The sequence below is a fragment of the Bradyrhizobium sp. USDA 4501 genome (assembly GCF_054062115.1).
In genome coordinates this window covers 2,487,627-2,500,832 of the sequence record NZ_JBSSEX010000001.1, presented here as the reverse complement: position 1 = coordinate 2,500,832, position 13,206 = coordinate 2,487,627, and the positions used below count along the sequence as shown (strand labels likewise).

At 65.2% G+C, this 13,206-nt stretch carries 13 protein-coding genes; 4 read left to right on the top strand and 9 right to left on the bottom strand.

The annotated features are described in order from the left end of the window. Nucleotides 1–134 precede the first annotated feature (134 nt). A complete protein-coding gene (locus ACVWZM_RS11225; RefSeq protein ID WP_456853187.1) occupies nucleotides 135–320 on the bottom strand; it encodes a hypothetical protein in 186 nt (61 codons plus the stop codon). A 314-nt stretch (nucleotides 321–634) separates the two neighbouring features. Between ACVWZM_RS11225 and ACVWZM_RS11220 the strand changes: the two genes are divergently transcribed. Beyond that, nucleotides 635–1,078, top strand: a complete 444-nt coding sequence (locus ACVWZM_RS11220; protein ID WP_456853185.1) for a hypothetical protein — start codon at nucleotides 635–637, stop codon at nucleotides 1,076–1,078. A gap of 791 nt (nucleotides 1,079–1,869) precedes the next feature. On the opposite strand, the gene ACVWZM_RS11215 is transcribed toward ACVWZM_RS11220, so the two are convergent. Next, nucleotides 1,870–2,184, bottom strand: coding sequence for a potassium channel family protein (locus ACVWZM_RS11215; protein ID WP_456856683.1), 315 nt, complete (start codon nucleotides 2,182–2,184; stop codon nucleotides 1,870–1,872). A 374-nt stretch (nucleotides 2,185–2,558) separates the two neighbouring features. Next, nucleotides 2,559–3,335, bottom strand: coding sequence for a protein phosphatase CheZ (locus ACVWZM_RS11210; protein WP_076827745.1), 777 nt, complete (start codon nucleotides 3,333–3,335; stop codon nucleotides 2,559–2,561). A gap of 310 nt (nucleotides 3,336–3,645) precedes the next feature. Between ACVWZM_RS11210 and ACVWZM_RS11205 the strand changes: the two genes are divergently transcribed. Further along, entirely contained in the window at nucleotides 3,646–4,449 is an 804-nt protein-coding gene (locus ACVWZM_RS11205; protein ID WP_057018084.1) for a L,D-transpeptidase, read from the top strand. Between the two features lie 267 nt (nucleotides 4,450–4,716). Here ACVWZM_RS11205 and ACVWZM_RS11200 read toward each other — a convergent pair whose 3' ends face one another. From ACVWZM_RS11200 to ACVWZM_RS11175, 6 genes are all read right to left on the bottom strand, one after another. Beyond that, nucleotides 4,717–5,568: a DUF2076 domain-containing protein gene (locus ACVWZM_RS11200; RefSeq protein WP_168856542.1), complete on the bottom strand. Its 852-nt coding sequence runs from the start codon at nucleotides 5,566–5,568 to the stop codon at nucleotides 4,717–4,719. Nucleotides 5,569–5,697: 129 nt separating this feature from the next. Beyond that, a complete protein-coding gene (locus ACVWZM_RS11195) occupies nucleotides 5,698–6,540 on the bottom strand; it encodes a ChbG/HpnK family deacetylase (RefSeq protein WP_456853183.1) in 843 nt (280 codons plus the stop codon). Beyond that, complete coding sequence (locus ACVWZM_RS11190) at nucleotides 6,537–7,583, bottom strand: glycosyltransferase family 2 protein (protein WP_057016655.1); 1,047 nt, start codon at nucleotides 7,581–7,583, stop codon at nucleotides 6,537–6,539. Before ACVWZM_RS11190 ends, ACVWZM_RS11195 begins: the two co-directional genes overlap by 4 nt. 141 nt (nucleotides 7,584–7,724) lie before the next feature. Continuing rightward, nucleotides 7,725–8,702, bottom strand: a complete 978-nt coding sequence (gene hisG / locus ACVWZM_RS11185; protein ID WP_057016654.1) for an ATP phosphoribosyltransferase — start codon at nucleotides 8,700–8,702, stop codon at nucleotides 7,725–7,727. Continuing rightward, the gene (locus ACVWZM_RS11180; RefSeq protein ID WP_316395503.1) at nucleotides 8,699–9,865 is read right to left on the bottom strand and encodes an ATP phosphoribosyltransferase regulatory subunit; all 1,167 of its coding nucleotides are present in this window, start codon (nucleotides 9,863–9,865) and stop codon (nucleotides 8,699–8,701) included. Before ACVWZM_RS11180 ends, hisG begins: the two co-directional genes overlap by 4 nt. Nucleotides 9,866–10,175: 310 nt before the next feature. Then, nucleotides 10,176–10,952, bottom strand: a complete 777-nt coding sequence (locus ACVWZM_RS11175; RefSeq protein WP_310879645.1) for a 16S rRNA (uracil(1498)-N(3))-methyltransferase — start codon at nucleotides 10,950–10,952, stop codon at nucleotides 10,176–10,178. A 450-nt stretch (nucleotides 10,953–11,402) separates the two neighbouring features. Between ACVWZM_RS11175 and ACVWZM_RS11170 the strand changes: the two genes are divergently transcribed. Together ACVWZM_RS11170 and ubiA are read left to right on the top strand one after the other, a co-directional pair. Continuing rightward, nucleotides 11,403–12,137 carry a hypothetical protein gene (locus ACVWZM_RS11170; protein WP_057016652.1) on the top strand — a complete coding sequence of 245 codons (735 nt, stop codon included), beginning with the start codon at nucleotides 11,403–11,405 and terminating at the stop codon, nucleotides 12,135–12,137. Between the two features lie 10 nt (nucleotides 12,138–12,147). Beyond that, a complete protein-coding gene (gene ubiA, locus ACVWZM_RS11165; protein WP_057016651.1) occupies nucleotides 12,148–13,080 on the top strand; it encodes a 4-hydroxybenzoate octaprenyltransferase in 933 nt (310 codons plus the stop codon). Nucleotides 13,081–13,206 lie beyond the last annotated feature (126 nt).

The window sequence follows — 13,206 nt, the reverse complement described above, 5'->3', positions numbered from 1 at the left end:
TGAAAGAAGCCCGGCGCTCATCGTCGCACCTTCAAAGACGACCTCGCGCTGTGCTTACCGGCGGTTGGCTGTCCTCACCACAAGCTCAAACGCTCGCTTCCACCACGCGCCGCTTGTTGCACTTGCGGCGATTGCTATTGCGATACGAACTGCTTGCCAATTTTTAATAGGAGGCTCTGCACGTTGGTCACACGCAGCGAGCCGGCCGCGAATGTATGATCCGGCGCTGGACGAAAATGCGAATCCTCGCGCTGGGCGACCGGAATGATTCCGGAAGTCCCATGCAACCGGCACCCAATGTTGGCTCCCGGCATACGCATGACAATTTCCCTTACGCAGTAATATGCACCCGCGACAACAAACCTGCCAGCGGATTTGCAACCGTCGACGCTGGCACAAGATGCATGTTGTCGAGACGGAGGATCGGACTGATTCATCACTTGTCGCGATACTGTTGATCTATGTCAAAGGTCCTGAAGTTCTTGAATGGGACGCTGGTGTCGACCACGCGCACGTCAATGCGGTCTCGTCGGCCGGTAGCCGCCTGACGCTGTGCTGAGTCATGCTTCAGCGCAGATGCGTGCCCTTGGGCAAAGAAGCCTGGCGATGTGCACAATGGCGGATGGAGCGATCCATGCCAGTGGCGCGGTATTTCCTGTATATCGGCGGAGTGCTGCTCGCGCTGCTATTCCTTCTGGATGCCACCATCCCCAATTCTCCACTGGCAAAGCAGCCCGACTCGAGTCGTCCGACCATTCGCATCCGTTCGATGCAAAAGCTGCCTGACCTTGTCGTTTACGACACCAGTCTCCCGACTATCGTTCCTGAACAGGTCGCGGAAATTCCTGCTCCAGCCGCGGCCGAAACTGTCGGGCCTTCCCCGATCGTTCGCGAGCGGGAAGCGTTTGCCCAGATGCAGAAATCCGAAATCGAGCGGCCAAAATCGTCGGGCCGCAAGGCGAGGGAAGCCAAGCCGCCTCGGAAGTATGCCCATGCCAGGAGATACGCGCCGTCACCTTATGCGCATTTTGCGGAGCGACGTCCGCGATATGGGTGGTTCGGCAACTTCATCTGGTGATCAGGTAGCATATGCCTGCGGTGAGGGGACGCATGCCTGCGAGCCTTGACGCAAGTCAAGGCCGGGCCTTTCCATCGCTATGGAGTGGAGCTGTGGTGCCTCAAAGGATTAAATGGAGGAACACAATGATCCGCTTGTTTGCTGTCTTTATCTTCGCTTTGTGTGTTGGAGCACCTGCGCAAGCCATGACACCCGCGCCGCTCCCCCAGACGGAAACAATGGCAATACCGGTGGCCGTCGGCTGCGGTCCGGGCCGGACGCGTATCAATGGTGTATGCGTAGCAAGGACGACCGTCCGTCAAACTCGCCGAGCCGTTCGCAGATGCGTGCGCTGGCAGGGAGGGGTCTGCGCCTTGTATGAATGAACGACTCTACTGGCGTTCAGGTCGCGACTGGGCGCCAGTACTGTAGTGCATCCGGTCGAATGCCGCTTCTAAATCATCCATGACAATCAGCGGCGACAATCCGTCGGGCCTGCCGTGCCTTACTGAGCTTCGAGCCACAGGACGGTCAACAGCAGGATCGGCCAGAGCGCGCTCGCGGCCAGAGTGATGCGGAGCACCACGTCACCGCTCGATGGTTCGACCCATCGACGCCTGAGCTGACGAGGCAATTTGCTCGATTGAAATGCGCGTTGTGGTTGGCGAGCCGATCCGACTTTTGCAGCGCCGATGGGAGGTGCCGCGGCTCGATGTCGCAGCAAGCTCTTCTCGTCATAGAGGACGTGATTTGACGGGTTCGGTTTTAAGCACCCGGGTGCCATGAACGATCCCTTCCATCGGGCACCTAATCTACGTCGGAAAACTTGAAGGCGATAGGGCGGTTTGTGCCAAGGGAGCGAGGCTCGGTCGCCCGAAGCCCGAAGTAGCGCGAGCCGGGTTCGCAGCGTGAAATACAAGCCTTATGAGCCCTGGTCTCTCAGTTCGAGCGTAACGAGCCTCGCCAGCAGCGTGGCCGGGTAAAGCTGGCCGATCACGCTCTCGACATTGCACAATGCGCGCTAGCGGGTGCACAGGGATGATGTCCCCGTAGCCGGTAGAAGTGAGCGTGACGAAGCTGAGATAATAGACCGAGCTCGCAGGGGCTGAGTCATCCTCGAAATTCATTCCCTTGAATGCATCCGGAAACCACAACCCGAGGAAGACGAATAGCGTCCCGAAGCCGAGCCCGATCAGCAGATACAGCAGGGCCGCGCCGATGATCCGATGATAGGCGACGCGACCGCGCCGGAATACGGCGTGCGCAACCACCGCTCCGAGCGTGAGCGAGATGGCGAGCCAGCCGGCAGCCAGTATGGCGATGTTGTATGGCGACGGAGGATAAAGAATGCTGCGATTGGTAAGTCGCCTTGACCGATCCGACGCGTTGCGACCATCGGCTTGCGCGGAGGGCGAGGCGGCGATCCTCGCGGGAGTTGCACCATCGCTCAAACAAAACGCCGGCCCGAGGGCCGGCGTTTTTCGTGTTGATCTGACGAACCTCAGTTGAACATCGCGTCGATGTCGTCCTGCGAGGCGTGGCCGGCGTCGCCGTCGAGCTTCGGACCGTTGAGCAGGCGGGCATCGCCCTCGCGGGTGTCGACGATCGCCGGGACGTGCGACTTGATGGCGTCGACGCCGCCCCAGATGTTCATCATCTCGTTGATGTGCTGTTCGATGAACTTCATCGTCTGCATCACCTTGCTGATGCGCTGGCCGGTGAGGTCCTGGAAGTTGCAGGCCTCGAAGATCGAGACCACGCGCTCCTGAATATCTTCGCTGAGCCGCTTCTGCTGGTCGGGCGTGACGTTGTTGGCGAGCGCGGACGCGGCCTGGTCGATCGCCTCCACCGCCTCGAGGATCTGCTGGGTGGCCTGTTCGGTGCCGCCGACCACGGCGCCGAGCTCGCCATTGACCTTGGCCATCTCCTCGCCGTTGAAGCTCTTGCCGTGCAGCACGGCGATCTCGCGCTTGGTGCGGCTGATCGCGTCGTGGATCAGGTCGAGCTCGACCTTGAGCTTCTCGCACTGTTCGACCTGCGCACGGTAGGTCTCGAGCAGCGCGTGGGTCTCGGCGACTTCGCGGGCGACCGCCGCATCGACGCTGTCGCCGGTGCGCTGTGCCGGGGCTGCGGCCATCTGGGCGCGGATCGAGCGAAGCTCGGCCATGATCTCGCGATGCATCGGACCGAGATCGGCGCCGCCCGTAACATCCGGCTCCGGCATCACAACCTCACCCATCGCCTGCTCGACACGAAAACGCTTGCGCTTCACTGACATGATTTTCATTCCCGCCCCTTCACTGAAGTCCGTTCTAGACAGAGCGGATTTAACGTCAGGTTCACGCCGGAACTGTTTGCGCGGATAGCGCGCAAGCGCGGCGCTACCTGCGATTAACCATGCTGCCGCGCCGTTCACGCAAAATAAACGCTGTCGGGGAAAACCGCGCTCCATTGCCGATGTGGTGAATCGAAACGACCGCTCCGTTTACCAAACCGATGCGGTTTTCATTGCTTATTGACCACGTGCAACGGCGCAAAGTCGGCGCCGCGCGCATCACGTCACGACGAAACCAGTACAGAGTACGTCGATGTTCAGGAAAACCACGCTTGCGCTGCTCGCCGGCGCGTCTTCTCTTATTGCCGTTCCCCATCGCGCCATGGCGATCGACGCGGCAGCGCCCGCCGGGCCCGCCGTCATCTATGCCAATCAGGGCGCTCCGCAGCCGCCGATGCGCACCGCCTATGTGCAGCCGCAGCGCTCCAACATGGGCGGCGGCTTCATCGAATTCCTGTTCGGCGATGCGCCGTCGTCGCAGGGTTATTCGCCACAGCCGTATCAGCAGCAGCCTGGCTATTACGGCAACCGTCAGCTGCCGCCGATGGATCCGCAGCAGCAGATGCTCCGGCAGCAGGAAGAGGCCGCGGGCGATCCGGCGCAGCGTCCGTTCGATCCGAGATACGAGAAGCAACTGGTCGACTATAGCGGCAAGGAAAGCGCCGGCACCATCGTCGTCGATACGCCGAACAAGTTTCTCTATCTGGTGCAGGGCGACGGCCGCGCGCTGCGCTACGGCATCGGCGTCGGCCGGCCCGGCTTCACCTGGGCCGGCGTCAAGACGATCTCGGCGAAGAAGGAGTGGCCGGCCTGGACGCCGCCGCCGGAAATGCTGGCGCGCCGTCCCGATCTGCCGCGGCACATGGAAGGCGGCCCGGAAAATCCGCTCGGCGCCCGCGCGATGTATCTTGGCTCCTCGCTCTATCGCATCCACGGCTCCAACGAGCCCTGGACGATCGGCACCAACGTCTCATCCGGCTGCATCCGGATGCGCAACGAGGACGTCATCGACCTCTACGGCCGCGTCAATGTCGGGGCCAGGGTCGTTGTGATGTGAAGTTGTAGCCCGGATGGAGCGAAGCGAAATCCGGGACAGCGAGCCGCACGATGCGTCAACCTCCCCTTGAAAAGGGGAGGTCGCTTTGCTCAACAGAGCAAAGCGGGTGGGGATCATCTCTCTCCACGAGCAGCGGCGTTTGTGGCTGACCCCCATCCCGACCTTCCCCCTTTCAGGGGGAAGGAGAACAGCTTCTGCCCAGGCTACGACTGATCAAATGAAAACGGCCGCTCGATGGAGCGGCCGTTTGTGTTTCAGGTGAGACGCTTACGCGTAATTGCTGTCGTCGCCGTCGCCGCCACCATCGAAGCCGTCGTCATCATTGTCGAAGTCGTCGGCGTCTTGATCATCGTCACTGTCCCGGTCGGCCTGCGCTTGGTCGAACGCGCCGGCGCGCGAGCCGCTGTCGCGGTTGGAGCCGATGTCGTTGACCCCGGCGTCGCGCGCGAGGTCGCTCGACGACTGGTCGCCGCCCCAGGGACGCGAACCGCCGCCGAGGCCGCCGGCATCGGCCATCGACTGGTGGCTGCCGCCACCCATCATGCCGCGGATGCTGGAGAGCAACAGTCCGCCGCCGACCACGCCGGCCGCGGCCGCCGCCGCCGTGCCGAGGAACGAGCCGCCACCGCCACCCGGCGCGCCGCCGAGCGCCGGCGGCTGCGGGCCGCCATAGCCCTGGCCGTAGGGTTGCGCGGGCTGGCCGTAAGGCTGGCCATAGCCGCCGCCGGCCTGCTGCATCGCCTGGCCCGAGTTCCAGACCGGGCGGCTGCCCGGATCGCGGCCGCCCATGTCGGGTGCCCGCACCGGCGGCACCGAACCATGTTGCTGGCCCTGTCCGCCGAAGATCGCATCGCGCATCGAATCGAGGAAACCGCCGCCCTGCTGCTGGGCTCCCTGCTGCTGGCCGACCGCGGCCTCGAGTTCCTGGATCCGGTCGTGGGCGCGCTTCAGCGCCTCGTCCTGCACCAGCGCGGTCTGCACCAGCACGTAGACCGCATTCGGCGCGCTGCGCAGGCCCTGCATGATCGCGGACATGGCCTCGCCGTCGCGCGGGGCATTCTCCAGCTTGGCGAGCCGGTCGAAGAGATCGTCGATCAGTTGGCGTTCTTGCGGTGTCATGGCGTTCTCCATCGCGTCGATCGAATCGGCGCGTCCGAGATGTAGGACGGGGTTTGTGGCGCAAGGAGTGGGGGCCAGAATTAAATTTATGTATGCGACAATACGACCGGCCGCTTTTCGTGAACCCTATCAGGCCAGTGTAACTTTATTCAGGGCCAGCAGCGCGGGGAAATTGACGCCTGCCAGATAGGCATGTTCGGTCTCGCGCTGCGTCGTCAGCGGGTCGAGGCTCTTCAGCGTTTCATCGACGAAACCGGGATGGCACATCACGAGCCCGTCCTCCGGCATGCCGTCGAGGAAGCCCTGCATCAGCGCCGCGAAATCATTGCCGCGCGTAAAATCATAGGCGCCGGCGAAGGCCGGATTGAACCGCAGGCCTGCTCGCTGCGCCTTGATCCGGAATTGCGTGCTGAGCACGTTCAGCACCAGCGCCTTCGGCGCCGCCAGCTGGCGCGCCAGCGGGCCTTCGCGGCCGCACTGCCGCACCCAGGCGCCCGGCGCGCGCTCCTTCACGGCGCGCAGGAAGCCGTCGCGCACCTGCGGGAACAGCTGCGCGTGCTGGTGACCGTCGACGAAGTCGGGTGCGCGGCCGAACAGATCATGGAAGGCGTCGAGCTGCGCCAGCACCTCGGCATGGACCAGTTCGGCGTCGAGCCGATGCATCAGCCCGGCGCGCAGCAGCCGCGGGAAGGGCAGGAACATGTCGCCGTCGAGCGGGCGGAAATGCATCGTCAGCGGCCGGAACGGCGCGGTCAGCGTCACATGCAGCCCGATCGCGCAGCGCGGGCTGTCCGCCACCGATGCCGCGAGCGCGGCCGCCGCCTCCCGGCCGATCGCCGGCGTCACCGTCATCACCGACGTCGCATTGAGGCGGCCGCGCTCGATCAGGTCGCGGATCGCGCGGTTGACGCCGTCGCTCAAGCCATAATCGTCAGCACACAGCCAGATCCGGCGCGGCGTATCGGTGTTCATTCCGCGGCGGTCCGCTCGGAGGCATTTTGCGCCGCGCCGCCGTCGGCGTGCTTCTCGGTGTGCTCGGCGACGAAGTAGATCGGCCGCGCCTTCAGCTCGGAGAGGATCTTGCCGATATATTCGCCGACGATGCCGATCATGATCAGCTGCACGCCGCCGATCGTCATCATGCCGATCATCAGCGACGGATAGCCGGGGACCTGCTTGCCGGTGGTCAGCACTTCCCACAGGATCGAGAGGCCGAACAGGAACGCCACGCCGGCGAGCAGCGCGCCGAGCAGGCTGGCGAAGCGCAGCGGCGCCACCGAGAACGAGGTCAGGCCCTCGATCGACAGGCCGATCAGCCGGCCGGCATTGAAGGTGGTGACGCCATGCGCGCGCGGCGCCGGCTCGTAATCGACGCGGATCTGCCGGAAGCCGATCCAGCTGGCGAGGCCCTTGAAGAAGCGGTTGCGCTCCGGCAATTGCCGCAGCGCCGCGGCCGCGCGCGGCGACAGCAGACGGAAGTCGCCGGCATCCTCCGGGATCTGCTGCCGGGCGCCCCAGTTGATCAGCGCGTAGAAGCCGCGCACGGCCAGCCGCCGCGCGGCCGATTCATTGTCGCGATGCGCCTTCGCCGTGTAGACCACGTCGTAGCCGTCATCGATCCAGTGCGCGACCAGTTGCTCCACCAGCGTCGGCGGATGCTGGCCGTCGCCATCCATGAACAGCACCGCGCCGCGGCGGGCGTGGTCGAGGCCGGCCATCAGCGCCGCCTCCTTGCCGAAATTGCGCGACAGCGACACCACCTGCAGGTCGAGCCCGTCGGCGGGCAGGCCGCGCGCGATCATCAGCGTGTTGTCCGCGCTGCCGTCATCGACATAGATCACCTCGCAGGCGAGGCCATAGCGGGCGCGCAGCGTCCTGGCGAGGTTGATCAGCCGCTCATGCAACGCAGCAAGCCCGGCCGCCTCGTTGTAGACGGGCACGACGATCGACAGACCCTGCCCGGCGGCGGTCTTGGCGGTCGTGGTCAGGCTGGAAACGTCAGAGCCCAGCATCATCGGTCAGGTTCCAGAACTAGAGCGTTTTCGAGCGAAATGGCCTTCCGCCTCGCACGAAGAAACCGCGTCAAAACGAGAGATCCCTCGAACACAATATGGTACCGCAGGGTAGCTGTCGCCAACATGAACGGCGTGGCCGCCTCACTGTCGCAGGAACGCCTCGAGCCTGGCGAACAGCGGGTTCTCGCGGTCGAACACATAGTCCAGCGACACCACCGACACGGTTTCGGCGCCGTGCTCGCGCAGGAAGCTGCCGAGCGCGTAAAGCTTGCCCGGTGGGCAGTGCAGCGTAAGCATGCCCGACGAGGTCGGGCCGCCGAACGGGGTGACCACGCCGAAGCGGTTATGCGCCTCCGACAGCAGCGCATCGTTGCAGCCGGCGAAGCGGGTGCGGACCTCGCGATACTTGCTGGCGCGGGCGCGCGCAGCGATATGGTCGAGGATCACGCGCGCGGTCTCGCGGGCGCCCTTCGACCAGTCGGCATCCTTGGACGCCACCAGATTGGCCTGGCTGCGCAGCATGACGCCGTCGTCGAGCACCTTGAGCCCGTTGGCGGCAAGCGTCGCCCCGGTTGTCGTGATATCGACGATCAGTTCGGCGGTTCCGGCGGCGGGCGCGCCCTCGGTGGCGCCGGCGCTTTCGACGATGCGGTAGTCGCCGACGCCGTGTTTGGCAAAGAAGCCGCGCGTCAGATTGATGTATTTGGTCGCCACCCGCATGCGGTGATTGTGCTGCTCGCGGAAGCCGCTTGCGACGTCGTCGAGATCGGCCATGGTGCGGACGTCGATCCACGCCTGCGGCACCGCGACCACGACATTGGCAAAGCCGAAGCCGAGGCCTTCGATCATCAGCACGCGCTTGTCGGCATCGGGAATGCTCTCGCGCACCAGGTCCTCGCCGGTGACACCGAGATGCACTGAGCCGCGAGCCAGATTGGCCGCGATCTCGCTCGCCGAGAGATAGGCGATCTCGACATTGTCGACGCCGGCTATGGTGCCGCGATAGTCGCGGGCGCCGCCGGCCTTCGACAAGGTCAGCCCGGCGCGGGCGAAGAAGCTTTCGGCGTTTTCCTGCAGCCGCCCCTTGGAGGGCACGGCGACGACGAAGGGCGTGCTCATTGGGCGGCTCCGAAGGAGGTGGCCTGGCCATGCCGGGTCATCGCCTCGATCCAGACCGAGAAGCCGACCGCGGGGATCGGAGCCGCCGAGCCGAGCTGCGTCATCAGCCCGTCATAGCGCCCGCCGGCGACCAGCGGTTCGGCGCCGTTGCCCTTGGCGTGCAGCTCGAACTCGAAGCCGGTGTAATAGTCGAGGCCGCGGCCGAAGGCGGTGGAGAACCGGGTCTTTCGGATGTCGATGCCGCGCGCGGCCATGAAGCCGATCCGGCTCTCGAGCTGGTCGATCGCAGCGGCAAGGTTCAGCTTGGCCTCGCCAGCCAGCGCGCGCAATTGCGCGACCGCGTCGTCGGGATCGCCCGCAATCGCCAGGAAGCGCTTGATGGTCGCGACCGCATCGCGCGGCAGTGCGCCGCCCTTCAGCGTCGATTGCTCGAGGAAACGGTCGGCGATCTCGGCCACCGTGCGGCCGCCGACATTGGTGGTGCCGGCGATCGACATCAGATCGGTGACCAGCGCCAGCGCCGCCTTGCGGTCGGAGCCGGCCAGCGCGGCGAGCACGCCCTCATATTCGTTGCGGCCCGGCGCGGTCTTGAGCGTCAGCTGCTCGATGTCGTCGGTCAGCGAGACCTTGCGGTTGAAGTCCTTGATCAGCCGGCGCCGCCACACCGGATAGAGGTCGAGCGCATCGATCAGCGCGTTGAACAGCGCGACGTCGCCGGTGCGGATTTCGACGTCCTTCAACCCGAACGCCGTGGTCGCCTCCAGTGCCAGCGCCAGCATCTCGGCATCCGCCGCGGCGCGATCCTGCCGCCCGAACGATTCGATGCCGGCCTGCAGGAACTGGCTCGGCGCGCCGCCGCGATAGCGGAACACGGGGCCGAGATAGCTGAAGCCGGCGGGCTGGCCGGCGCGGGCGGAGGCGAGGTAGTCGCGCGCCACCGGGATCGTGAGGTCCGGGCGCAGGCAGAGCTCCTCGCCGCTCGGGTCCGTCGTCAGATACAGGCTCTTGCGGATGTCCTCGCCGGAGAGATCGAGGAACGGCTCGGCCGGCTGCAGGATCGCGGGCTCGGACCTCTGATAGCCGGCCTGCGCGAACGAGGCCAGCAGCGCATCCGCCCAAACGGCGGATCCGGCGGCGGATCGTGGTGCGGCAGCTTCGGTCATCTCGACGTCCAATAGGTCCGGCGCGGGTTCCAAGGGTGGTTCGGGGCAGCCCTTACCATGGCCGGATCGGGGTTTCGACAGGGATCGGCCAAGTGGCTTAATGATTGGGTTCGTTAACGATTTTGCGACGACTTGGCTAGGGGCAGATGTTGTCCTCGGCTTTCATCGGGTAAGCGAGCTGCAGGTTCCGTCATCCCGGCGCAAAGGCTTCGCCTTTGTCGCTGGAGGCGCGAGCGCAGCGAGCCTCGAAGGATCGACGGCCACCAGCCGGGCTGTGCATCCTTCGAGGCTCGCCGAAGAGGCTCGCACCTCAGGATGACGGGGAGGGAGTGCGTGGCCCATTTCCTCGCCAGTCCCCCAGTGCCGCCTGTACCAGCGCCAGCGCGGCGACCGCGGCGGTGTCGGCGCGCAGGATGCGCGGGCCGAGGGCGAGGCGGAGGATGGCGGGCTGGCGCAGCAGCAGCGCGCGCTCCTCCTCGGCAAAGCCGCCTTCCGGACCGATCAGGACATCGATCCCGGCATTCGCAGCCGTTGCCGCCGCCAGCGCCTGCACCGGGCTTTCGACCTCGGCCGCCTCGTCGCAGAACACCAGCAGCCGCGCCGGATCGCGGCCCGCCAGGAAACGTTCGAGGGGCAGGGGATCGGCGACTTCGGCGAGCGAGATGATCCCGCATTGCTCGGCGGCCTCGACCGCATTGGCGCGCATCCGCTCGCCGTTGACCCGCGACACCTGGGTGAAGCGTGTCAGCACCGGCACCAGCCGCGCGGCGCCCATCTCGACCGCCTTCTGCACCATGTAGTCGAGCCGCGCATGCTTCAGCGGCGCGAACACATAGGTGACGTCGGGCAGGCGGTCCTGTGCGCGGGTCTGTGCCGCGACCGTCAGCATGTCGGCCCGCTTGCGGCCGGAAATCTCAGCGCGCCATTCGCCGTCACGCCCGTTGAACACCAGCACGCTGTCGCCGGCGCCGAGCCGCAGCACGTTGCCGAGATAGTTGCTCTGATCGCGTTCGAGCGGAACGGTTGCGCCGGCGCCGAGCGGGGCGTCGACAAACAGGCGGGGGCTGCGGAAATCGAGTTCAGGCATATCCGAGGCGGCTTCAGTGCGGTGTGGCCAGTTTACCAAACTGCGCGACACCGTAATCCCGCGGACTCCTCAGGAACTCGCCAGCCAGGTAATATTGAGCGTCGATATATTGCTTCTGTCACCAAGTCATTTCTTTAGTCCAAGGGGCCGCTTGCACGCGGTCCCTTTTGCTGTTCGGTCGCCCGCGGCGTCGGCCCATGAATCCAAACCGGGGCCTTACCGAAAATCCTGTTCAGGCAAATTTGATGGTCCATTTTTACCGCCGTTCGTAGCCTAAAGGCTTAGAATCGGGGAACAATTTAATATGGCCGGTGTGGCCCTACGCCGCGCTGTCGCCCAAATCCACGGGTTGTTAAGGCCTCACAGGAATCGTAAAACGCCCCCAAAATTCGTTGCTTCGTTTTTGTTGCGCTGGGGTTGCCTGGACCTTTTGCCGGAGAAACACCCTCGATGATCCGCCGTCTGATCGTGCTGACCGTTGCTGCGACCGCCCTGTCCGCGGGGCAAGCTGCTGCCCAGAGCGCTTTTCCGGCCCCGTTGCCCAATCAGGCCGGTAAGGCCGGCACCGCGTCCGACCCCGCGTTTCCGCCGGTCAATGGCATGCGTCCAAGCCAGGCCGGAACCGCCTCGGATTCCGCATTCCCGCCGGTCAACGGCGCGCCGGCGGCCAGGGTCGGTGCCACGCCGTCGGCATTTCCGAGCAGTGGCGCGGCCCCCATCGCCGGCGGCGGGCTGTCGTCGCCGCCCCCGCCGGGTGCGGGTGGTGGTGGTGCCGCCGACGCCTGCATGAAGAATTTCACGCCGCTGCGCGAGGATGCGGAGAAGCGCGGCAAGGCGATCAAGGCGGCGAGCGATCGCCACGCCAGCCCCCAGGAGGCCTGCAAGCTGATCGGCAATTACAGCCAGGCCGAGATCAAGATGATCAAATATGTCGACACCAACGCACAGAAGTGCGGAATTCCGCCGCAGATCGCCGACCAGCTCAAGGCCGGACACAAGAATACCGAAGCGCTGCTGAAGAAGGTCTGCAATGTCGCGGAGCAGGCGGCGGCGCAGCCGCGTGGGCCAGCGGGGCCGAGCTTGAGCGACGTACTCGGTTCGTCCGCCTCGCTGCCGGAAGCGACGCCGACCAAGAAGGGCGGCAGCACCTTCGATACGCTGAACGGCAACGTCCTCACCCGTTGAGGGATCACCCATGAGCGATGTCTCCACCCGCGTTGCCGACTCCACAGGCAACTGGGTGGATACCCATGCGCCGGTCTGGACGCGGCCCTATCTGCGGCTTGCGCGCTACGACCGGCCGATCGGCTCCTGGCTATTGTTGATGCCGTGCTGGTGGTCGGCGGCGCTTGCCGCCGGCGTCGCGCATGATGTGCGTTCGCTGCCGCTCGTGGTCCTGCTGTTCTTCATCGGCGCCTTTGTGATGCGCGGTGCCGGCTGCACCTGGAACGACATCACCGATCGCGATCTCGACGCCAAGGTCGAACGCACGCGGTCGCGGCCGATCCCGGCCGGGCAGGTCACGGTGACGCAGGCGGTGGTCTTCATGGTCCTGCAGGCGCTGATCGGGCTTCTCGTGCTGCTGCAGTTCAACCGCTTCGCGGTGATGACCGGCATCGCCTCGCTTCTGATCGTCGCGATCTACCCGTTCATGAAGCGGATCACCTGGTGGCCGCAGGTCGTGCTCGGCCTTGCCTTCTCCTACGGCGCGCTGATGGGATTTGCGGTGACGCTCGAGCGCATCGATCTGGCCGCGATTGCGCTCTACGCCGGATCGATCGCCTGGGTGATCGCCTACGACACCATCTACGCCCATCAGGACGCCGAGGATGATGCGCTGATCGGCGTCAAATCCACCGCGCGCCTGTTCGGTGCACGCACCCATCGTGCGCTCGTGATCTTCTATGGTCTCGCCGTGCTCTTGATCGGCGTGGCGTTCGCACTCGCAGGGGCGCGCTGGCCAGCCTGGATCGGGCTGGCGGCGTTTGCGTTGCATCTCGCCTGGCAGGTCCGGCGGCTCGACATCAGCGATGGCGCGCTCTGCCTGCGCATCTTCAAGTCCAACCGCGACGCCGGCTTGATCCTGTTCGCGAGCCTCGTCGTCGACGCGGTGCTGCGCGCGGCGTGATGACTTCGCAGGATGGGCGGAGCGAAGCGTACAAACCCATGATTCGGCGGCCGCGCCACAAACTCGCCGTCGTCCCGGCGAAGGCCGGGACCCATAACCACCAATGCTTCTTGTTGTGCGACGCTG